Here is a 21,722-nt window from a genome sequence, read left to right as displayed (position 1 = left end):
CAGTCGCGTTTATGGGTTGTGGCTGCGGTGTTGGTAGTGGTGCTGTTGGGCGGTGTGTTGGTGTCTTCGTCGCCAGCGTGAGCGGCGCAGCACGTGGCCGGGGTCGGCGATCGTGTCCAGTGCGAGGGTGGCGATGAGGTGGCGGATCTCGGGCAGGCTCAGCGCGATGAGCTCGCCGCTGTCGGCGTGGAGAGCCCCCTTTTTGACCGTGTCACGGTGAGGAAGGCGTGCGCGAGCATGGAGAGAGTGATGTGCCGGTACCAGCCGGTGTATTGCCGGACTTGGTAATGATCGAGGCCGGTCTGGCCTTTCGCGGTCTGGAAGGTCTCCTCGATCGCCCACCGCGCGCCGGCGACCCGGGCCAGCTCGCTGAGCGCGACTCGCTTGGGCGTGTGGCAGAGGTAGTACGCCAGCTCTGAGGGGGCAGTCAGGCTGCGGCGGGCCAGCAGCCAGTACTCGGCGTCGGGATCGCGTTCCCCGTTGATCCGCGCCCGCGCCCACGCGTAGCGACGGTCGCCCTTCGATCCGGCGCCGGCTGACCTGCTGCGCCACGCGGTGGCCGGCAGTCCTGCGATGAGCGCGTCGGCCCGGTACTCGCTCCCGATGATCGACGAGGTGGTCTTGGCGATCACGCGCTGGTTGGAGGGGATCGCGAGCACGTAGCTCATCTGACGGTCTTCGAGGCTCTTGCGGAGCCGGTAGTGCTGTCCGTAGACGGCATCGCCGGTCACCCACGACGCCGGAACCCCGCCGTCGATCGCGCGGGCGATCATCTCGACCGCCAGCTCGGGCTTGGTGCGGAACTCACGATCAGCAGGGATCCCCGCACGGTCACATCGGGGGCGATCCTCGGTCCACGCCTTCGGCAGATACAGCTCCCCGTCCAGGAACGTCCGCCCATGCGGCGTCGCATAGGTCAGGAACACACCGACCTGCGCGTTCTCAATCCGACCCGCCGTGCCGGTGTATTGCCGCGCGACACCCGCCGACCGGTCTCCCTTCTTCAGGAACCCGGTCTCGTCGACGACGAGGATCCCAGCCCGGTCGCCCAGGTGCGCAACGACATACGTGCGCAGATCGTCCCGCACTGCATCGGGATCCCAGTCCGTCGTCGACAGCAGCCGCTGCATCGGATCCGGCACCGGCTGACCGGCCTGCTCGGAGATCGTCCACGAGTTCTTCCGCTCCCGCTCCGAGAGCAGCCCCCGCACATACGCGACCGCGTTCGCCCGCGGCTCCGAACGCGCGAACCGCGACCCAATCAACCGCGCGATCTCGTCCAGACCCGCCGCCCACTCCCGCACATCCGCCACACCAATATCGTCACCCACCGCCAAGGGTTAACACAGTCACGAACACCAGAACCGGAAACACACCGATCACCCTCAACATAAACGCGACTGTAGTAGTAGGCGCCCATGTCCAGGTTCTCCAGGACCGTCATGCCCGGGAAGATCCCGCGGCCCTCGGGTGCCTGGCTGATCCCGCGGACCACCCGCAGGTCGGCGCGCAGGGTGCTGATGTCGTCGCCGTCGAAGGTGATCGAGCCCGACGAGAGCGGGCGCAGCCCGGACACGACGCGCATGGTGGTGGTCTTCCCGGCGCCGTTCGCGCCGATCAGGGTCACCACCTCGCCCTCGTTCACGGTCAGCGAGATCTCGTGCAGGGCCTGGATGCGCCCGTAGTGCGCACCCACCCCGGTCATCTCAAGCAGAGCCATCGTCGGGAACCCCCAGGTAGGCGGCGATCACGGCCGGGTTCTCCCGGATCTCGGCGGGCAGCCCCTCGGCGATCTTGCGGCCGAACTCGAGCACCACGATGCGGTCGGTCACGCCCATGACCAGCCGCATGTCGTGCTCGATGAGCAGGACGGTGTACCCGTCGTCGCGGATGGTGCGGATGAGCCCCATCAGGTCGTCCTTCTCCGCCGGGTTGAAGCCGGCGGCCGGCTCGTCCAGACAGAGCAGCTTCGGCTCGGTGGCGAGCGCGCGGGCGATCTCCAGGCGTCGCTGGTAGCCGTAGGGCAGGTTGCGGGCCTTCTCCGCGGCGCGGTCGGCGATGCCGACGAACTCCAGCAGGGCCATCGCCTTCTCGATCGCCTCCCGCTCCTCGCGCAGGTGGCGCGGGGAGCGGACGAGCGCGCCCAGCACGCTGGTCCGGTGCCGGGCGTCGGTGCCGACGACGACGTTCTCCAGCGCCGTCATCTCGCCGAAGAGACGGATGTTCTGGAAGGTGCGGGCGATGCCGAGGCGGGTGATCTGGAACCGCTGGCGACGCCCGAGCGGGGCGCCCTCCAGCAGCACCCGGCCCGAGGTGGGCCGGTAGACCCCGGTGAGCGCGTTGAAGCAGGTGGTCTTGCCCGCGTCGTTCGGGCCGATCAGCCCGAGGATCTCGCCGCGCCGGATGTCGAAGGAGACGCCGTCGAGGGCGACGAGGCCGCCGAAGCGCATCCCCACGTCCTCCATCGACAGCAGCGTGTCCCCGACGTCGACGGCGATGTCCCGGTCCGGGGCGACGACCTCGGCGACCGCCGCCTCGTGCTCGGCCCGCTCCTCGGGCGTCATCCGGGCGACCTCGGCGACGATGCCGCCCTCGACCGGTTCCTGGTCGGGGGCGCTCACCGGACGGGCCCCGAGCTCGCGGTGCCCGCGGTCATGGGGTCGTCGGCGGCGACCTGGTCGGGCCGTCCGACGAGGCGCCGGTAGGCCTCGCGGCCGTAGGTGAGCAGCCGCTGCCGGGCACCGAGCAGGCCCTGCGGCCGGAACGCCATGAGCACGATGAGCGCCACTCCGAAGATCAGGTACTTGTAGCCCGCCAGCTCGACGAACCGGTTCGGGATGTAGGACACGATGAACGCGCCGACCACGGCGCCGACCTTGTTGCCGGACCCGCCGAGCACCACCGCGGCGAGGAACAGCACCGAGGTGGGGACGTCGAACTTCTGGTTGTTCACGAAGCCGACCTGGCCCGCGAACAGCGCCCCGGACAGACCGCCGATGGCCGCGCCGATGACGAAGGCCCACAGCTTGAACTGCACGGTGGGGACGCCCATGATCTGCGCGGCGTCCTCGTCCTCGCGGATCGCGATCCACGCGCGGCCGACCCGGCTGCGCTCCAGGTTCCCGACCAGCACCAGGATCACGATGGTGATCGTGACGACCAGCCAGTACCAGCTGGTGCCGTTGGAGTTCGAGAACAGCGGCTGGCCCGCGGAGTCGGTCCCCGGCGGGCGCCCGACGCCCTGGAAGCCGACCTGGCCCTTGAGCGGGCCGACGATCGTCGCCAGCAGCCGGATGATCTCCCCGAACCCGAGGGTGACGATCGCGAGGTAGTCCCCGCGCAGCCGGAGCGTCGGTCCGCCGAGCAGCAGGCCCGCGAGCATCGTGACGATCATGGCCAGCGGCAGCGTCCACAGGTACGGGATGTGCCAGACAACCGAGTCGGGGCTGGTGAACAGCGCGGCGACGTAGGCGCCGACGGCGAAGAAGCCGACGTAGCCCAGGTCGAGCAGGCCCGCCTGGCCGACGACGACGTTCAGCCCGATCGCCAGCAGCGCGAAGCGGGCGGCGTCGAACAGCGCGATGGGGAAGTTGGTGCCCGGCTCGGTGGTGATCAGCGGCGGGTTGAGCACCGGCAGGGCGTAGATCAGCGCGACGACCGGGAGCAGCCACAGCCACTGCTGCCAGCGGGGCAGGTCGTTCCAGCGGTCGCGCAGCCCGCGCAGGCCGGACGTGCGTGCCGGGGCGGCCGCGGGAGTGGTCGAGGTCGTCATACCCGGGCCCTCCCCAGCGACTCGCCGAGGATGCCGGTCGGCCGGATCATGAGGATCCCGACCAGGACGACGAACGCGACGACGTCGGTCCACTGCGCGTTGCCGAGCAGGGTCTGGCCGTAGTTGCCGATCACCCCGAGCAGCAGCCCGCCGAGCAGCGCGCCGCGGATGTTGCCGATCCCGCCGAGCACCGCGGCGGCGAAGGCCTTGATGCCGAGGATGAAGCCGCCGTTGTACTGGACGCCCGCGGGCACCTTCATGACGTAGAACAGCGCGGCCGCGCCGGCCAGGATGCCGCCGATGAGGAAGGTCAGGACGATGACGCGCTCGCGGTTGACCCCCATCAGCGTCGCGGTGTCCGGGTCCTGGGCGACGGCGCGCAGGCCGCGTCCGAGCCGGGTCCGGTTCACGAACTGGTCCACGATGATCATCAGCGCGATCGCGGCGACGAAGATGGTGATCTGCTGGCTGTCCACCGGTGCGCCGAAGATCGTGAAGACGACCTCGGGCCGGAACATGATCAGTGCGGGCTCCGGGTTGGGCCCGCGCCAGGCGAAGATCAGGTACTGCAGCGCGAAGGACGCGCCGATGGCGGTGATGAGGAACGCGAGCCGGGGCGCGTTCCGCCGTCGTAGCGGCCGGTAGGCGATGCGTTCGAGCAGCACCGCCACGATCCCGGCGGCGACCATCGCGACCAGCATCGCGAGTATCAGGTCCGCGACCAGGGCGACCGGTGAGAGGTCGGGGGAGGACGGGCCGAAGCCGAGCGCGGCGAGGGTGAAGAACAGGGCGTAGGCCCCGACGATGAACACCTCGGAGTGCGCGAAGTTGATCAGTTGCAGGACGCCGTAGACCATCGTGTAGCCCATGGCGATGAGCGCGTAGATCGCGCCGTAGGCCAGACCGTCGACGGTGTTGGCCCAGAACTGGTCGGCGAGGGCGCCGACGTCGAAGCTGATCCAGTCCGGGCCCTGGGCGAGCACCGGTCCGATGGAGGTCAGGAGCACGGGGGTTCCTCACGTGCGTGGGCGTGCCCGCCCGCCCCGGTCGTCGCGGTGGCGACGACGGCGGGGCGGGCGGGCACGGTCGGAACTGCGTGTCCGGCCGAGGCCCGCGGCCGGTCGGGGCCGGCTCAGTTGCCGATCTCTCCCACGTAGACGATCTTGCCGTTCTCCACCTTGTAGCCGTAGACGGCCGTGGTGGCGAGCTCGCCGGTGGAGTCCCACTTGAACTGCTTGGACAGGCCGGCGCCGTCGTAGTTCTTGACGTAGTTCTTCACCGCGGCACGGTCGGTCGCCCCGGAGTCGATCGCCTTGAGCAGGATCGTGGCCGAGTCGTAGCCCTCCAGCGAGTAGGTGCCGGGCGCGGCGCCGTTGCTGACGGTCTTGTAGGCGTCGGCGAACTCCGGGATCAGCTCACCCGGGGTGCAGGGGCAGGTGAAGAACGCGTTGTTGGACGCGTCGCCCGCGAGCTGGATGAACTGGTCGTCCTTGACGCCGTCCGGGCCGAGGAACACGCCGGTGAAGCCGCGGTTGGACAGCTGCTGGTCCAGCGGGGCGCCCTCGGCGTAGTAGCCGGAGTAGAACACCGCCTGCGGCTGCGCCGAGACGATCTTCGAGACGACGGCCGCGAAGTCCTTCTGGCCGGTGGTGACCTTGTCCTGGCAGCTGGCGTCGATGCCGGTGGCCTGCAGGGCCTGGTTGGTCGCCGCGGCCAGGCCGACGCCGTAGTCGGAGTCGTCCTGGATGACGCAGACCTTCTTGGCGCCCAGCTTGCCGGCCATGAACTTCGCCGCGGCCGGTCCCTGCACGTTGTCGTTGGCCAGCGCCCGGAAGAACGTGGTCCAGCCGTTCTTGGTCAGCGCCGGGTTGGTCGCCGACGGCGTGAGGTGGACCAGGCCGGCCTGCTCGAAGATGCCGCCGGTCGCCTTGGACTCACCGGAGAACGGCAGGCCGATGACGCCGACGATCGGCTGCTCGCTCGCGACCTGGGTGACGATGCCCGGCGCCTTGTCCGGGGTGCCCTCGGTGTCGAACCGCTTGAGCTGCACCTGGCAGTTCGGGTTCGCCTTGTTGTGCTGGTCGATCGCCAGCTGCACGCCGTTGACGATGTTGACGCCCAGCTGCGCGTTGCTGCCGGTCAGCGCACCGGCGTAGGCGAGGGTGGTGGTCGCGGCGCACTGCGCCTGGCCGTTGCCCGCCGGGTTCGCGGCGTTCGCCGGAACCGGGAGCGTGCTCACGGCGGGAATGTCCGGGCGGTTGCCCTGCTGCTCGCCACCACCGCCCTGCTGGCCGCCACCCTGCCCGGCGGCGCAGCCCGACAGCGTGAGTGCGAGTGCGACGCCGCCTGCGACGGCGATGGTGCGCCCTCGCCTGCCGGCTCCCTTGAGTCGTGATCCGAACACGTCGACCCTCCTGCTCGACCGCTCCCCCCGAAAAGAGCCGGTCTCCGTACGCCTGCGCCCGTCGGGCGAGGTCGGTCGGAAAGCTAGCCCTCGGGTTGCGTGCCGGAAAAGCGGTTCCGTCACGCTCTTAACCGAAGCGTGACAATGGAAGGCGGAGCTCAGAAGGAATTGATTCGACCGCGCGGCCGGAATCGTTACCGCGGCCGGGGTGTCGCCCCGTCGACGGGCGGACGCGTGTCGCGGTGCAGGCAGGTCAGCTTCGCGGTGCAGACGCGGCGGCCGTCGTCGTCGACGAGGACGATCTCGGTGGTCGAGGTGGACCGCCCGACGTGGATCGGCCGCGCGGTCCCGGTGACCCAGCCCGACGTGGCCGAACGGTGGTGGGTGCAGGCCAGCTCCAGCCCGACCGGGAACCGCTCGGGGAGCGCGTGCATCGCGGACAGGGTCGACCCGAGGGTCTCGGCGAGGACGCCGCTGGCGCCGCCGTGCAGCAGCCCGTAGGGCTGGCGGTTGCCCGCGACCGGCATCCGGCCGACGACCTCGTCGAGGTCGGCCTTGAGGATCTCGATGCCCATCCGGTCGGTGAGCTGCTCGTCGGCGTGCTCGGAGCTCAGCTCCGGCAGCTGGTCGGGGGTGATCGGCACCCGACGACCCTACGACGCGCCGTGGCCCGGGACGACGTCGTGCCACGTGGTCCACATCGCTCTTGCCCGCCCGTTCGACCGGATCTAACGTTTCGTACCGGAATGGTGAGCGTTGGCAACGAACGGGCGATCCGAGGTGGCCGGGTGGGGACGACGGGGCGGCGCGCGGTGCTGCGGGGCGCGGTCGGTGCCGGGGTGGCGCTGTTCGGCGCCGGGGCCTGTACGCGGGGGACGACGGAGGCCGCCACTGCTGCCACCACGGCCGCCACGGCGGCCCCGCGGGCGGATCCGGGCCCGCCGGACGCGGCGGGGGCACTGGTCCGGCTGCGCGAGGGCAACCGGCGCTGGCAGGAGGTCCACCCCGCCCACCCGCACGAGGGCGCCGAGGTCCGGACCTCGCTGGTGGGCGGGCAGCACCCGTTCGCGACCGTGCTGAGCTGCGTCGACTCCCGGGTCCCGCCCGAGCTGGTGTTCGACCAGGGGCTGGGCGACCTGCTGACCGTGCGCACGGCGGGCGAGGTGCTCGACGACGCCGTCCGCGGCAGCATCGAGTTCGGCCGCGGCGAGCTGGGGGTGCCGCTCGTCGTCGTGCTGGGGCACTCCTCGTGCGGTGCGGTGGCGGCCGCCGTCGACGCGGTGGACAGCGGCGAGCGGGCGCCGGGGCACCTGGCGCAGCTGGTGGCGGCGCTGCGGCCGTCGCTGACCGCCACCGGGACCCGGGCCGAGCGGATCGCCGCCGGGGTCGACACGCACGTGCGGCGCACGGTCGCCGCCCTGCGCCGCGACCCCGACCTGGCCGCGGCGGGCCCGGGCGCCCCGGCCGTCGCCGGTGCCCGCTACGACCTGGCCACCGGCCGGGTGGAGTGGCTCGAGACGCTCTGAGCCGCCGGCCGTGCGGGTCTCGTCACACGGGAGGGGTGCGGCGGCGTGCATGCTTGCCCGCGCGGACCCGTTCGCCGATCTTGGTCGGTGAGAAGCCGACCGAGGGAGACCCTATGGCGAACGACAGCAGGCCGACCGCGGCCCAGGCGTGGCAGATGATGGTGGAGGGCAACGGCCGCTGGCAGCGCGACGAGCGCGAGGACCCGCGCCGGTCCGCCGAGGAGCGCGCCGCCGCCGTGGCGGGGCAGACCCCGGCCGCGATGATCCTGTCCTGCTCGGACTCCCGGGTGCCCGCCGAGCTCGTGTTCGACCTGGGCCTGGGGGACCTGTTCGTCGTCCGGACCGCGGGCCAGGTCGTCGACGACGCCGTGCTGGGCACGCTGGCCTTCGGCGCCGGGGCGCTGGGCATCCCGCTGCTGGTGGTGCTCGGCCACTCCCAGTGCGGCGCGGTGAAGGCGGCCGTGTCGGTCGCCGCCGGGCAGCCCGCGCCGGCGCCGGCGACGCTGGGCGCGCTGGTCGGCGACATCGTCCCGGTGTGCGAGGGGGAGGGCGAGGGCGCCGTGGCCGGCGCGGTCGACGCCAACGTCCGCCGGGTCGTCGCGCAGCTGACGTCCGACCCGTCGCTGTCGGGGGCGGTCTGCAACAACCACCTCACGATCATCGGTGCCCGCTACGACCTGGAGACCGGCGCGGTCCTCGAGGTCTGACGGCTCAGCCCGGCCGGTGGGTCACGAGGATCGCGGTGCCGGGGAACAGCGCGCCGCGCAGCGGCGACCACTGCCCCCACACCCGCTCGTGGCCCTCCGGCCACTCCGGCTCGACCAGGTCGTCGAGCACCAGGCCGGCGGCGACGACGTCGCGCACCCGGTCGCCGAGCGTGCGGTGGTGCTCGACGTAGGTGGCCCGGCCGTCGCCGTCGACCTCCAGGTACGGGGTCCGGTCGAAGTAGGACTGGACGACGGTGAGCCCCTGCTCGCCGGGGTCGTCGGGGAAGACCCAGCGCATCGGGTGGTTCACCGCGAACACCCAGCGCCCGCCGGGCCGCAGCACCCGGTGCACCTCGCGCATGACCCGACCCGGGTCGGCGACGAAGGGGATCGCCCCGAACGCCGAGCAGGCGTGGTCGAACGTGGCGTCGGCGAACGGCAGGTGCTCGGCGCCGGCCTGCACGAGCGGCACCGGCAGCCCGAGCGCGTCGTTCAGCCGGGCCGCGTGGCGCAGCATCCCGCCGGAGACGTCGAGCGCGACCGGGTGCGCCCCGCGGCGGGCCAGCCACCGGCTGCACGGGGCGGAGCCGGCACCCACCTCCAGCACCCGCTTCCCGGCCAGGTCCGCGGGCGGGCCGAGCAGGCCCGCCTCGTCCTCGTGCAGGTTCTCCGGGCACCAGACGAACGCCTCGTCGCCGATGTCGGAGCCGTGCTCGGCCAGGTAGTCGTCGGCGTCGGCGTCCCACCAGCGGCGCCCGGCCGCCTCGGACTCGGCGCTGCCGACGCGGCGCCGGGCGACACCCGTGGTGCCCACGGCGTCCTCGGCGGAGAAGTACTGGTCGCGGCTGCTCATGACCACCCGATCGTCGCAAGCGCATGCGCTCCCGCGGATGGCGGACCCGCATTGCCGGGGGGTTTGCGGGCCGCGTAGCATTCTTCCCGCACCGTGGTCAACGTGTCGGCCGACCGCGCGGCGCCACTCCAGCGCCGGTCTCGCGGATGTCCGTGCACCGATGTTCCCGACCACGGGAATCGACGCCAGAGGGTGACTGTTACAACGTCACAGCTACACGTACCAGAACCGGGGCGCGCTGCTGCAGCAGAGCCGACCGGGCCGACCATGCCAGAGAAATCCATCGGAGCACCTCACTACATGTCCACCGACACCACCGCCGCCCCGACCACGCCGCAGGTCGCTATCAACGATATCGGGTCGGAGGAGGACTTCCTCGCCGCCATCGACCAGACGATCAAGTACTTCAACGATGGCGACATCGTCGAGGGCACCATCGTCAAGGTCGACCGTGACGAGGTCCTGCTCGACATCGGCTACAAGACCGAGGGCGTCATCCCCTCGCGCGAGCTGTCGATCAAGCACGACGTCGACCCCGCCGAGGTCGTCGAGGTCGGCGAGTTCGTCGAGGCCCTCGTCCTCCAGAAGGAGGACAAGGAGGGTCGGCTGATCCTGTCCAAGAAGCGCGCGCAGTACGAGCGCGCCTGGGGCACGATCGAGGCGCTCAAGGAGGCCGACGAGCCGGTCGAGGGCACCGTCATCGAGGTCGTCAAGGGCGGCCTGATCCTGGACATCGGGCTCCGCGGCTTCCTCCCGGCCTCGCTGGTCGAGATGCGCCGCGTGCGCGACCTGCAGCCGTACGTCGGCCGCAAGATCGAGGCCAAGATCATCGAGCTGGACAAGAACCGCAACAACGTGGTCCTGTCCCGCCGCGCCTGGCTCGAGCAGACCCAGTCCGAGGTCCGCAGCGAGTTCCTCAACCAGCTGCAGCGCGGTCAGGTCCGCAAGGGCGTCGTCTCCTCGGTGGTCAACTTCGGTGCGTTCGTCGACCTGGGCGGGGTCGACGGCCTGGTGCACGTCTCCGAGCTGTCCTGGAAGCACATCGACCACCCGAGCGAGGTCGTCGAGGTCGGCCAGGAGGTCACCGTCGAGGTCCTCGACGTCGACCTGGACCGCGAGCGCGTCTCCCTGTCGCTGAAGGCGACCCAGGAGGACCCGTGGCGCCTGTACGCCCGGACCCACGCGATCGGCCAGATCGTGCCGGGCAAGGTCACCAAGCTCGTCCCGTTCGGCGCGTTCGTCCGCGTCGAGGAGGGCATCGAGGGCCTGGTCCACATCTCCGAGCTGGCCGAGCGCCACGTCGAGATCCCGGAGCAGGTCGTCCAGGTCGGCGACGACGCGATGGTCAAGGTCATCGACATCGACCTCGACCGCCGTCGCATCTCGCTGTCGCTGAAGCAGGCCAACGAGGGCATGACGGTCGACACCGAGTTCGACCCGACCCGCTACGGCATGGCCGCCGAGTACGACGACCAGGGGAACTACATCTACCCCGAGGGCTTCGACGTCGACTCCGGCGACTGGAAGGAAGGCTTCGACGAGGCCCGCGCGGCCTGGGAGAAGCAGTACGCCGAGGCGCAGGCCCGCTACGACCAGCACATGGCGCAGATCCGCAAGGCCGCCGAGGCCGAGGCGGAGGGCGGCGACGACATCGCGCCGGCGAACTACTCCTCCGGCGGTGACGACGACCGTTCGACCGGCGGTGGCGGTGGCCAGGCCGAGTCGGGTGGCTCGCTCGCCAGCGACGAGCAGCTCGCCGCACTGCGCGAGAAGCTCTCCGGCGGGGCCTGACAGCCCCCGGCCGGTCCCAGGCGGACCGGCGACAGCACTACACCGGGCCCCGGTGACCGTCACGGTCACCGGGGCCCGGCCCGTTTCCGGGGGCCCTACGGGGCCCGGCCGACGCCCGTTCACGTCGCTCGGCGTGTCTGAGCGGACACGCCAGGTGCAGATCACGGTTCGGCTGCGGTTGGTCACGGCGCGCGCACCGGTCCGGAGTCGATCTTCGGGTCGGCCTAGATTGGGTGCATGGCTGGCCGTACCGTCCGCCGGACGCGTTCCGGCGAGTCCCTGTCCCACGACCGCACGTTCCTGCGCCGCGGGCGGTCCGCACTCGCGGGCGTCCTGCTCACCGCGGTCCTCGCCGGATGCGGCACGGCGTCCGGGGACACCGGGATCGCGGTCCCGACGTTCCCGGCCGAGCAGTCCGGCGCCGCCCAGGCCGGGCGGGGACCGATCCCGATCGCGCTGCCCACCGACTGCGTGCAGCTGATGGACCCCGAGCAGGCCGGAGCGCTGTTCGGGCAGGTCCTGGGGTCGGTGTCGGTCCAGTCGGTCCGCGGCGTCCCCGAGGCGTCGGTCAACCGCACCGAGCGCACCGCCTGCACCTACCGCGCGGGCGGCCAGGCCCAGGCCTTCGGCGGGGCGCGCAACTCCGGCCCGGTGCTGTTCCAGCTCAACATCGGCCGCTACGGCGACACCGCGTCCGCGACCCGGCAGTGGCAGCTCAACACCAACGCCGAGCGCGGCTCGGCCACCGCCTCGCGCGACATCACCGTGGGCTCGGTCCCCGGCGTCCTCGTCGAGCGGCCGGACGAGACCACCCTGGCCCTGGTCTACGGCGTCGACACGCTGACGTTCATCCTGCCGGTGGCCGCCCCCGGGCAGACCCGGTCCGCGGCCGAGACCCTGCCCGACCTGGCCCAGCGCATCATCCCGGCGCTGACGCCGACGCAGCCGCCGTCCGCGCGGCCGACGCCCGCCGCACCGCCGGCGGCGCCCGCCCCGCAGGCCGGCACCGGGGCCGCGGGCAACGCACGCGGCACCACCTGAGCGCGGCCGGGGCGACCCGGCACGGCCCGCTACGGTGATCACGTGCTGCGGACAGGGCTGACCGGCGGGATCGGTGCGGGCAAGTCGACGGTCGCGACGCGACTGGTCGAACGCGGGGCGGTGCTGGTCGACTCCGACGTGATCGCCCGCGAGGTCGTCGAACCGGGCACCGCGGGGCTGGCGGCGATCGTCGAGGCCTTCGGCCGGGACGTCCTCGACGCCGACGGCCGGCTCGACCGGCCCGCCCTCGCCGCCGTGGTCTTCTCCGACGCCGGGGCACGGCGCACGCTCGACGGCATCGTGCACCCGCTGGTGCGGGCCCGGTCCGACGAGCTCATCGCCGCCGCCCCGGCGGACGCGATCGTCGTGCAGGACATCCCGCTGCTCGTCGAGGGCGGCATGGCCCCGGCGTTCCCGCTGGTCGTCGTGGTCGGGGTGGACGCCGAGGAGCGGGTCCGGCGGCTGGTGTCCGCGCGCGGGATGAGCGAGCAGGACGCCCAGGCCCGGATCGCCGCCCAGGCCACCGACGAGCAGCGCCGCGCCGTCGCCGACGTCTGGCTGGACAACTCGGGGGACCCGGACGACACCCGTCGCCGGGTGGACGCGCTGTGGGACGGGCGGCTCGCCGGGTTCGAGGAGAACCTGCGCACGGGCCGCCCGGCCGCGGACGGGCCGCCCCGGCTCGTCGAACACGACCCGGACTGGGCGGCGCAGGCCCACCGGCTCGCCGAGCGCGTCGCGGTCGCCGCGGGCGGTCCCGGCCGCGGGGTGGACCACGTCGGGTCGACGGCCGTCCCGGGGCTCCCGGCCCGCGACGTGCTCGACCTGCAGCTCGCGGTGGAGTCGCCCGCCGACGCCGGCACGGTCACCGATGCCCTGGTCGCGGCCGGGTTCCCGGTCGACGCCGCCGCCCCGGAGGAGACCACGGGCACGGTGCGGGTGCACCGCTCGGCCGACCCGGGGCGGGCCGCGGTGGTGGCCGTGCGGGTGCACGGCTCGCCCGCCTGGCGGCACGCGGTCGAGCTGCGGGACCGGCTGCGCGCCGACGCGACCGCCCGTGCCGGCTACGCCGCGCACAAGCGTGCAGCGGCGGAACGGCACGCCGACGACCCGGACCCGCGTCACTACCGTGCGTACGCGGCCGAGTGGCGATCCGACCCGAACGGCTGAGCATGTCGGGACGCAGATCACGCGGAACGTGACGATCGGGTCGCGCCGGACCCGTTTCTGTAACGCCGCACGCTCGTTGGTCGATCAGGCGGGGCAGAGGGTGCTCCTGCCCGGATCGGCCGCGGTACCTGCGGGTACCCGTCGATCGGGCCGGTCACCGGGGTGATCGGCACCGGACCGGAGGGTCCGGTGACGGCGACGAGAGGACACGGGGTTGAGCACAGTGGCCCAGCGTTTCGGGGCGGACGGCGAGTTCGCCGAGCCCGAGCGCGCGCCCGCGTTCCCCCACACGGACGAGTACGGCGGTGCGCCGGAGCCGGCCGGGCCGGGCGCGATCGACCACGACGCGTGGACCGGCGCCGAGTACGAGGCCCCGCCGATCAGCGGCGCCGTCGTCCAGCAGCACCGCACGCTCCCGCACGGTGAGCTCCGTGCGGACTTCGGCGCACACCTCGAGACGCACTACCCGCGCCTGGTCGCGCAGCTCTACGCGATCACGCTCAACCCGCACGACGCGCACGACGCGGTGCAGGACGCCTACTCGCGTGCCTGGCGGCGCTGGGCCGCGCTGCGCGCCGAGCCCGCGGGCCCGGACCACGAGGACGCGGCCGTCGGCTGGGTCCGGCGGGTCGCGATCCGCACGTCGATGCGGGGGCGGATCCTGCGCCGCCGTCGCAGGCCGTCGCCGGAGGAGACCGACCCGCGCACCGGGGCGCTCCTGGAGGCACTTGGGCGGCTCGCACCCGTCGACCGCCGGGCCGTGGTGCTGCACCACATGGCCGGCCTGTCGACCGGCGCCGTCGCCGAACTCGAGCGGGTCACCGAGCACGAGGTGCGGCGCCGGCTCGTCCGCGGTCGCGAGGTCGTGACCGAGGGCATGGCCGAGGTGCTCGAGGAGATCATCGGACCGGCGGGTGGCGCGGTCGGGGGACCGCCGCCGGGTCACGGGGCGCCGCAGTACGACCTGCGTGGCGGGTACCCACCCGCCACCGAGGGGGGACGGGAATGAACGGGTTCGCCGACATCGACCGGGAGTTCCACCGGCTCGACGACGTCCTGGCCGCGGCGGTGCCGCTGCCGGCCGTCGACGACGTGATCTCCCGCGCCGCCGGTGCGCGCCGGGCCACCTCGGCCGCGGCCGCGGCGGTGCTCACCGTCGGGTCGCTGGGCGGGATCACCGCCGTCGCGACCGCGGCCGCGCCCGACGGGAGCTTCGTCGGGCCGCCCTTCGCCATCGCCGCGCCGCAGGAGAGCGGCCCCACCCCCGAGCCGGTCGAGGCCGGTGACGCGGGCGGTGCGGCCACCGGTGACGGCAGCCTCCCGCCGGCGTTCGACCCGACCGTCGCGGCGACCCACGGTGGCGCGCTGCCCGGTGATGGCGGCTCGCACGCCGCGCCCGCGCCCGGTCCGGCCCCCGCGCCCGGCACCCCCGGCGCGCCCGTGCTCCCGCCGCCGCCCACCGGTGGCGGTCAGCCGACCCCGCCGCCGCACACGACGCAGCCGCAGCCGACCGACGAGGGCTCGCCCGAGCCGACGACGCCTCCGCCGCCGACCACGACGAAGCCGCCGGTGACGACCACGCCTCCGCCGGTCACGACGACTCCGCCGACCTCGACGCCCAAGCCGACCGACGAGGGCACCCCGGAGCCGACGACGACCTCCCCGGTCCCGACGACGACGAACTCGGCCGCGCCGACCACCACCTCGCCCGACCCGACGACCACCACCGGGACCACGACGCCGGAGACCTCGACCAGCGCCGTCGGCCTCGGCCCGGCGCAGTCCTCCGCGCTCTGACCCACCCGGGCCGGCCCCGCAACGGCCGGCCGGTGCCCCGACCCACCCGCCACGGCCGGTCGGTGCCCCGGACGCGCCGCGCGGACCGGCCGCCGTCGCGGGTCGGTGGCGCCGGTCAGTCCGGAGCGTCCTCCGGCCGGTCCCGCGGCCCCAGGTCGATCCCCAGGGACGCCAGCCAGGCCACGTGGTCGTGGTCGTGGCGGACCAGCCCGTCGAGCACGGCGTGCGACCGCTCCAGGGCGTACTCGGCCAGGTCGGTCCCGACCAGCCCCTGTGCCACGGCGGCGACGAACTCGTCGACGTCGATGACGTCGGTCCCGCGGCCGCGGCGGACCACGAGGTCCAGGTAGAGGTCGGTCATGTGCAGCCGCCTGCCCTCGCGGGTGATCGCGGCGACGTCGACGTACACGTCCTGGTCGCGTTCGTGCCCCGGCCGCCACCGCCAGTCCGACAGGCACACGCCCAGCTCCGGGAGCACCCAGGTCTCGATCCACCAGGCGTTCGGCCGGGCGACGACGGGCCGGGACAGGTACAGCCCCCAGGTCTCCTCGCGCAGCGTGGCGATCTCGCGGTGGGTCCCCTTGGTGTCGACCTGGACGCCCCGCTCGGGGTCGAAGGTCTGCGTCTTGGGCGGGTGCACGGTCGCCCATCCTGCCGGTCCGGCCGTCCCGGCGGGGGCGCACGGCGGGAAAGTGTCGGGGGTCGCTCGTACCCTGGTGTCATGGCATTCGCGACCGAGGTCCCGGGCAGCGCGGCGGACTCCCGTGCCCGGGAGGACGCTGCACACCCGGACGCGGGCACCACCCCGACGGACACCCCGCGCGCGCACTCCGAGCACCGCCCGGTGGGTGCGGTCGAGCGCAGCACGGCCCCGTTCCGCGTGGTCAGCGAGCACGTCCCGGCCGGTGACCAGCCGACCGCGATCGCCGAGCTGGACCGGCGGCTGCGTGCCGGCGAGGAGGACGTCGTCCTGCTGGGCGCCACCGGTACCGGCAAGTCGGCCACCACCGCGTGGCTGATCGAGCAGCAGCAGCGTCCGACGCTGGTGATGGCACCGAACAAGACCCTGGCCGCGCAGCTGGCGAACGAGCTGCGGGAGATGCTCCCGAACAACGCGGTCGAGTACTTCGTCTCGTACTACGACTACTACCAGCCCGAGGCCTACATCGCGCAGACCGACACCTACATCGAGAAGGACAGCTCGATCAACGACGACGTCGAGCGGCTGCGGCACTCGGCGACGATGAACCTGCTGTCCCGGCGCGACGTCGTCGTGGTCGCCTCGGTGTCGTGCATCTACGGCCTCGGTACCCCGCAGTCCTACCTCGACCGGTCCGTCTCGCTGCGGGTCGGCGAGGAGGTCGAACGGGACCGGCTGCTGCGGCTGCTGGTCGACGTGCAGTACACCCGCAACGACATGTCCTTCACCCGCGGCACGTTCCGGGTCCGCGGTGACACCGTCGAGATCATCCCCGCCTACCAGGAGCTGGCGCTGCGGATCGAGTTCTTCGGCGACGAGATCGAGGCGCTCTACTACCTCAACCCGCTGACGGGGGAGGAGGTCGAGCAGGTCGACGAGATCAAGGTCTTCCCGGCGACGCACTACGTCGCGGGCCCGGAGGCGATGGAGCGCGCCGTGCGCGCCATCGAGGCCGAGCTGGAGGAGCGCCTCGCGCAGCTGGAGAACCAGGGCAAGCTGCTGGAGGCCCAGCGGCTGCGGATGCGGACCCAGTACGACATCGAGATGATCCGCCAGGTCGGGTTCTGCTCGGGCATCGAGAACTACTCGCGCCACATCGACGGCCGCGGCGCCGGCACGGCACCGGCCACCCTGATCGACTACTTCCCGGACGACTTCCTGCTGGTCATCGACGAGTCGCACGTGACCGTGCCGCAGATCGGCGGCATGTACGAGGGCGACATGTCCCGCAAGCGCAACCTCGTCGAGTACGGCTTCCGCCTCCCCTCCGCGGTCGACAACCGGCCGCTGACCTGGGAGGAGTTCGCGGACCGGATCGGCCAGACCGTCTACCTGTCCGCGACCCCGGGTCCCTACGAGCTCAACCGCACCGGCGGCGAGTTCGTCGAGCAGGTCATCCGCCCCACCGGCCTGGTCGACCCCGAGGTCGTCGTGAAGCCGACCAAGGGCCAGATCGACGACCTGGTCGCCGAGATCCGGGAGCGGACCGACAAGGACGAGCGGGTCCTGGTCACCACGCTGACCAAGAAGATGGCCGAGGACCTCACCGACTACCTGCTCGAGCTCGGGATCAAGGTCCGGTACCTGCACTCCGAGGTCGACACCCTGCGCCGGGTGGAGCTGCTGCGCCAGCTGCGGTCCGGCAAGTACGACGTGCTGGTCGGCATCAACCTGCTCCGTGAGGGCCTCGACCTGCCCGAGGTGTCGCTGGTGGCGATCCTCGACGCGGACAAGGAGGGCTTCCTCCGGTCCGGCACCTCGCTGATCCAGACCATCGGCCGCGCGGCGCGCAACGTCTCCGGCCAGGTGCACATGTACGCCGACCGGATCACCGACTCGATGCAGTACGCGATCGACGAGACCGACCGCCGCCGCGCCAAGCAGGTCGCCTACAACACCGAGCGCGGCATCGACCCGCAGCCGCTGCGCAAGCGGATCGCCGACATCCTCGACCAGGTCTACCGCGAGGCCGAGGACACCGAGGCCGTCCCGGTCGGCGGGTCGGGCCGCAACGCCTCGCGCGGCAAGCGGGCCGCGGGGGAGAAGGGGCGCGCCCCCGCCCCGGCCGGCAGCTCCGGGGTGGCGGCGAAGGACACGGCGGGCATGCCGCGTGCCGAGCTGGCCGACCTCATCCAGCAGATGAACGACCAGATGCTCACCGCCGCACGGGACCTCCAGTTCGAGCTGGCGGCCCGGCTCCGCGACGAGATCGCCGACCTCAAGAAGGAGCTGCGGGGGATGGACGCGGCCGGGGTGTCGTAGGCGGGTCCCGCGGCGGGGCGCGGGGTCGCGCCCCGCTACCGTGGTCCACCGTCGTCCCCAAGCGGCCGCCGGGCTCCGCCCGTCGCGCGGCCCGTACCCGTCCGGCCCGGCCGCACACGGAGGAGCCCGCGTGACCGTCACCCGCACCCCGCACGACCCCGACGTGCCCGCCGCTCGCGGCGGGGCCGCCGCGGTCCTCGTCGGACGGCTGCGGACGGCGGCGCTCAGCCCCTGGACGCTCGTGGTCACCGTGCCGCTGCTGGCCGCGGCGCTGTACTGGTCCTGGGTCCGGCTGCGCGACTACGCGCTCGACCTCGACGTCTACCGGATCGGCGTGCAGGTCTGGCTGGACGGCGGGGACATGTACGGGCGGCTCCCGCTGCCCCTGCACGGGCCCGAGCTGCCCTTCATCTACCCGACCTTCGCCGCCATCACGATGGTGCCGCTGACCGTGGTGCCCTACGCCGTCGCGTTCACCGCCCAGTTCGTCGCGTCGGTGCTGTCGCTGGCGGTCTGCATCGCGCTGACCATCCGGGTCGCGTGGCCCGCGGGCGGGCTGCGGGCCCCGTTCGTGCTGGGCGTGCCGGTGCTGGCCGCGGTGCTGCTCATGGAGCCGGTCGCGCAGACCTTCGCCTTCGGCCAGATCAACCTCGTGCTGATGCTGCTCGTGCTGGTCGACCTGCTCGCCCCGCGGACCTGGTGGCCGCGCGGGCTGCTGCTCGGCCTGGCCGCGGCGATCAAGCTGACCCCGGGCGGGTTCGTCCTGTACTTCCTGGTGCGGCGGGACTGGAAGGCGGCGGGCGTCGCCGTCGCCACCGGCATCCTCGCGACCGGTCTCGGGTTCGTGGTCGACCTCGACTCCTCGGTGCGGTACTGGTTCGTCGGGGGACCGGCGGCCGGGGTGAGCGGCTCGACGTTCTTCTCGAACGAGACCGTGCAGGCCGTGCTCGCCCGCCAGGAGGTCCCCGACCCCTGGTTCCACATCCTGTGGCTGGGCATCGTCGCCGTCCTGCTGGCGCTGGCCGTGCCGGTCATCCGCCGCTCCGAGCCGGTGATCGCGATGTCGGCGACGGCCGCCGTCGTGCTGATGGCGACCCCGACCGCCTGGTCGCACCACTGGGTGTGGGTCGTGCCCGCGCTGATCGGGATCGGTGCGCACGCCCTGCGGTACCGCAGCGCCGGGTGGGCCGCGGTCGGCGCGGTGATCGCCGCGATCTTCTACATCGCGCCGTTCCGCTGGATGCCCAACGTGTGGGGCGTCGAGATGAAGTGGAGCCTCTGGGAGCAGTTCCTCGGGGCCAGCTACGTCATCCCCGCCGCGCTGACCCTCGGACTGGGCTGCTGGTACGTCACCCGGGGCCCGGGCCGTCCCGGCGGTCCGCGGGCCCCGCACCCCGAACGGCACCGCGTCGGCTCCTGACCCTCCGGCGGGGCCCGCCCGGGCACGACCGCCCGCGACTATGGCGCGCGTCACGGACACCCGCCTACTGTGGGAGCCGGAGGTGCCGGTGGAGCCAGTCGACGACGACCGGAGCCGGGCAGGCGTGTGCGCCGTCCGCCCGGGGACCGACCTCGGTCGGCACGCCCGGATGCTGTCCCGGCTGCACGACGCGGTGCTGTCCGGCGACGCCCGCCCCGACGACACGGCGCGCGGACGCCGGCTGGTCACCCGCTCCTGGGACCGGGTCCGGGCCCAGGGCGTGGACCCCGACGCCGGTGAGCCGCCCGGCCCGCTGGACGCCGCCGTCGTCGAGCAGCGCCGCGCGACGTCACCGCTGGTCCCGGTGCTGCCCGCGCTGCGGGCCGCGCTGACCTCGGTCGCCGAGGACGCCCGGCACGTGATGGTCGTCTGCGACGCCGACGGGGTCCTGCTGTGGCGGGAGGGCTCGACCGCCGTCCGCCGCCGCGCCGACGCGCTCGGGTTCACCGAGGGCGCGGAGTGGTCCGAGCAGTCGGTCGGCACCAACGCGATCGGGACCGCGCTCGCCGAGGGCGGACCGGTGCAGATCTTCTCCGCCGAGCACTTCGTGCGCAGCCACCACGGCTGGACCTGCACCGCGGCCCCCGTGCACGACCCGCGCAGCGGTGAGCTGCTCGGCGTCGTCGACCTGTCCGGGCCCGCCGAGACCATCCACCCGACGACCGTCGCGCTCGTCGACACCGCGGTGCGGCTCGCCGAGGCCGGGCTGTGGCAGCGCCACGAGGCCCGCCTCGACGCGCTGCGCACCATCGGCGCCCCGATGCTCGCCGGCGACACCGGGCCGGGCCTGGTCGTCGACGACCACGGCTGGGTCGCCGCCGCGTCCGGGCTGCCCGGCGTCGAACGGGTCGCCGCACCGGTGCCGGAGCGCCTGATCGCCGTGCACGGGCTGGGGCCGTGCCTGCCCGAGCCGGTGCCCGGCGGCTGGCTGCTGCGCCCGGCGTCCGGCGGGAGCAGGCGGATGCGGCTGCGCCTGGACCTGGACGGCCGTCCGCCGCAGGCCGTCATCGAGGGCACGACCCGCTGGGTGCACCCGTTGTCGACCCGGCACGCCGAGGTCCTGGTGCTGCTCGCCCGGGCCGGGGCGAGCGGGCTGGACGCGGCCACGCTGTCCCAGGGGCTCTACGGCGACCGGGCGCACCTGGTCACCGTCCGCGCCGAGATGTCGCGGCTGCGCCGGAACCTGGGCGGGATCCTGCTGGCCCGCCCCTACCGGATCGCCCCCGAGGTCGAGCTGGACCTGACGGGGCTGGCGGGCAGCCGGGTCGTGCGCGAGTCGACCGCGCCGGGCGTGGCCGCCCTGCGCCGCGACTGAGCGCCCCCGCCGCTGCAACCCGCCTGCAACGCTGTCCGTGACCCGCGTCACCGGCTGGACTGGGGTCCGCGGGAACGTCCCGCCGCGGCAGGGACGCCGCCCCCGGCGGCCCGCGCGAGCGAACTGGGAGGCCGACATGGGTGTCGCCGTGGTCACCGGAGCCGGACGCGGGATCGGGCGGGGCATCGCCCTGCGCCTGTCACGCGACGGGCACGCCGTCGCCGTCAACGACCGGGACGCCCACGGCGCCACCGCCGTCGCCGAGGAGATCCGCGCGGCCGGCGGGACCGCGGTGGCCTACCCGGCCGACGTCACCGACCCCGACGCGGTCACCGCGATGGTCGGCCAGGTCGCCGAGGAGCTCGGCGGTCTGGACGTGATGGTCGCGAACGCCGGTATCGCGCAGGTCAAGCCGCTGCTCGAGGTGACCCCCGACGACCTGCGCACCATCTTCGACGTCAACGTGTTCGGCGTCGTCTACTGCCTGCAGGCCGCCGCCCGCGTGATGATCGACCGGGGGACCGGCGGCAAGATCGTCAGTGCCGCGTCGATCGCCGGGCACCAGGGCTTCGACCTCCTCGGGCACTACTCGGCGACCAAGTTCGCCGTCCGCGCCCTCACCCAGGCCGCGGCCAAGGAGCTGGCGCCGCACCGGATCACCGTGAACGCGTACTGCCCGGGGATCGTCGGCACCGACATGTGGGACCTGATCGACGAGCAGATGGGCGCCCGCAGCGGCGCGGGGAAGGGCGAGACGCTGAAGCAGTACGCGGCCGGGATCCCGCTGGGCCGGGTGCAGACCGCCGACGACGTCGCCGCCTTCGTCTCCTACCTCGCCGGCCCGGACTCCGACTACATGACCGGCCAGGCCGTCATGATCGACGGCGGGGTGGTCATGGTCTGA

At 73.2% G+C, this 21,722-nt stretch carries 19 protein-coding genes and 1 pseudogene; 11 read left to right on the top strand and 9 right to left on the bottom strand.

Annotated features, from left to right (window positions below; translation table 11 throughout):
• Positions 1-158: 158 nt before the first annotated feature.
• From KPL60_RS08895 to KPL60_RS08865, 7 genes and pseudogenes are all read right to left on the bottom strand, one after another.
• Positions 159-1,313, bottom strand: a complete 1,155-nt coding sequence (locus KPL60_RS08895; protein WP_374228582.1) for an IS701 family transposase — start codon at positions 1,311-1,313, stop codon at positions 159-161.
• A gap of 95 nt (positions 1,314-1,408) precedes the next feature.
• Positions 1,409-1,720, bottom strand: a pseudogene (locus KPL60_RS08890) (ATP-binding cassette domain-containing protein); the annotation flags it as partial.
• Positions 1,707-2,621, bottom strand: a complete 915-nt coding sequence (locus tag KPL60_RS08885) for an ABC transporter ATP-binding protein (protein ID WP_226365512.1) — start codon at positions 2,619-2,621, stop codon at positions 1,707-1,709. The pseudogene KPL60_RS08890 and the gene KPL60_RS08885, both read right to left, overlap by 14 nt.
• A complete protein-coding gene (locus KPL60_RS08880) occupies positions 2,618-3,772 on the bottom strand; it encodes a branched-chain amino acid ABC transporter permease (RefSeq protein ID WP_226365511.1) in 1,155 nt (384 codons plus the stop codon). The genes KPL60_RS08885 and KPL60_RS08880 overlap by 4 nt, the downstream gene beginning before the upstream one ends.
• Complete coding sequence (locus KPL60_RS08875; RefSeq protein WP_178375070.1) at positions 3,769-4,779, bottom strand: branched-chain amino acid ABC transporter permease; 1,011 nt, start codon at positions 4,777-4,779, stop codon at positions 3,769-3,771. The genes KPL60_RS08880 and KPL60_RS08875 overlap by 4 nt, the downstream gene beginning before the upstream one ends.
• A gap of 125 nt (positions 4,780-4,904) precedes the next feature.
• Complete coding sequence (locus tag KPL60_RS08870) at positions 4,905-6,131, bottom strand: branched-chain amino acid ABC transporter substrate-binding protein (RefSeq protein WP_374203873.1); 1,227 nt, start codon at positions 6,129-6,131, stop codon at positions 4,905-4,907.
• 239 nt (positions 6,132-6,370) lie between these two features.
• A complete protein-coding gene (locus tag KPL60_RS08865) occupies positions 6,371-6,820 on the bottom strand; it encodes a PaaI family thioesterase (RefSeq protein ID WP_226356468.1) in 450 nt (149 codons plus the stop codon).
• 144 nt (positions 6,821-6,964) lie between these two features.
• Here KPL60_RS08865 and KPL60_RS08860 point away from each other — a divergent pair, with 144 nt between their 5' ends.
• Together KPL60_RS08860 and KPL60_RS08855 are read left to right on the top strand one after the other, a co-directional pair.
• A complete protein-coding gene (locus KPL60_RS08860) occupies positions 6,965-7,702 on the top strand; it encodes a carbonic anhydrase (protein WP_226356469.1) in 738 nt (245 codons plus the stop codon).
• Between the two features lie 113 nt (positions 7,703-7,815).
• Complete coding sequence (locus KPL60_RS08855; protein ID WP_226356470.1) at positions 7,816-8,409, top strand: carbonic anhydrase; 594 nt, start codon at positions 7,816-7,818, stop codon at positions 8,407-8,409.
• A gap of 4 nt (positions 8,410-8,413) precedes the next feature.
• Here KPL60_RS08855 and KPL60_RS08850 read toward each other — a convergent pair whose 3' ends face one another.
• On the bottom strand, positions 8,414-9,262 hold the full coding sequence (locus KPL60_RS08850; RefSeq protein WP_226365510.1) for a class I SAM-dependent methyltransferase: 849 nt from the start codon (positions 9,260-9,262) through the stop codon (positions 8,414-8,416).
• Positions 9,263-9,562: 300 nt separating this feature from the next.
• Here KPL60_RS08850 and rpsA point away from each other — a divergent pair, with 300 nt between their 5' ends.
• From rpsA to KPL60_RS08825, 5 genes are all read left to right on the top strand, one after another.
• On the top strand, positions 9,563-11,053 hold the full coding sequence (gene rpsA, locus KPL60_RS08845; RefSeq protein ID WP_208826920.1) for a 30S ribosomal protein S1: 1,491 nt from the start codon (positions 9,563-9,565) through the stop codon (positions 11,051-11,053).
• A 237-nt stretch (positions 11,054-11,290) separates the two neighbouring features.
• Positions 11,291-12,094, top strand: a complete 804-nt coding sequence (locus tag KPL60_RS08840) for a hypothetical protein (RefSeq protein WP_226365509.1) — start codon at positions 11,291-11,293, stop codon at positions 12,092-12,094.
• Between the two features lie 42 nt (positions 12,095-12,136).
• Complete coding sequence (gene coaE, locus KPL60_RS08835) at positions 12,137-13,264, top strand: dephospho-CoA kinase (protein ID WP_226365508.1); 1,128 nt, start codon at positions 12,137-12,139, stop codon at positions 13,262-13,264.
• Between the two features lie 223 nt (positions 13,265-13,487).
• Complete coding sequence (locus KPL60_RS08830; RefSeq protein ID WP_226366056.1) at positions 13,488-14,273, top strand: RNA polymerase sigma factor; 786 nt, start codon at positions 13,488-13,490, stop codon at positions 14,271-14,273.
• On the top strand, positions 14,270-15,061 hold the full coding sequence (locus tag KPL60_RS08825) for a hypothetical protein (RefSeq protein WP_226365507.1): 792 nt from the start codon (positions 14,270-14,272) through the stop codon (positions 15,059-15,061). Before KPL60_RS08830 ends, KPL60_RS08825 begins: the two co-directional genes overlap by 4 nt.
• A gap of 115 nt (positions 15,062-15,176) precedes the next feature.
• Here KPL60_RS08825 and KPL60_RS08820 read toward each other — a convergent pair whose 3' ends face one another.
• A complete protein-coding gene (locus KPL60_RS08820; RefSeq protein WP_226356475.1) occupies positions 15,177-15,701 on the bottom strand; it encodes a DUF402 domain-containing protein in 525 nt (174 codons plus the stop codon).
• Positions 15,702-15,782: 81 nt separating this feature from the next.
• On the opposite strand from KPL60_RS08820, the gene uvrB reads away from it, so the two are divergent.
• The 4 genes from uvrB to KPL60_RS08800 all read left to right on the top strand — a co-directional run bounded on the left by uvrB (position 15,783) and on the right by KPL60_RS08800 (position 21,722).
• Positions 15,783-18,023 carry an excinuclease ABC subunit UvrB gene (gene uvrB, locus KPL60_RS08815; RefSeq protein ID WP_226365506.1) on the top strand — a complete coding sequence of 747 codons (2,241 nt, stop codon included), beginning with the start codon at positions 15,783-15,785 and terminating at the stop codon, positions 18,021-18,023.
• 130 nt (positions 18,024-18,153) lie between these two features.
• The gene (locus KPL60_RS08810; protein WP_226365505.1) at positions 18,154-19,443 is read left to right on the top strand and encodes a glycosyltransferase 87 family protein; all 1,290 of its coding nucleotides are present in this window, start codon (positions 18,154-18,156) and stop codon (positions 19,441-19,443) included.
• Positions 19,444-19,612: 169 nt separating this feature from the next.
• Complete coding sequence (locus KPL60_RS08805) at positions 19,613-20,818, top strand: GAF domain-containing protein (RefSeq protein WP_255655657.1); 1,206 nt, start codon at positions 19,613-19,615, stop codon at positions 20,816-20,818.
• Positions 20,819-20,954: 136 nt separating this feature from the next.
• The gene (locus tag KPL60_RS08800; protein WP_062402766.1) at positions 20,955-21,722 is read left to right on the top strand and encodes an acetoin reductase; all 768 of its coding nucleotides are present in this window, start codon (positions 20,955-20,957) and stop codon (positions 21,720-21,722) included.

It is taken from the genome of Pseudonocardia sp. ICBG162, from assembly GCF_020496225.1.
GTDB lineage: Bacteria > Actinomycetota > Actinomycetes > Mycobacteriales > Pseudonocardiaceae > Pseudonocardia > Pseudonocardia alni.
The sequence above is the reverse complement of the archived record's forward strand: the minus strand, read 5'-3'. Positions and strand labels throughout refer to the sequence as shown.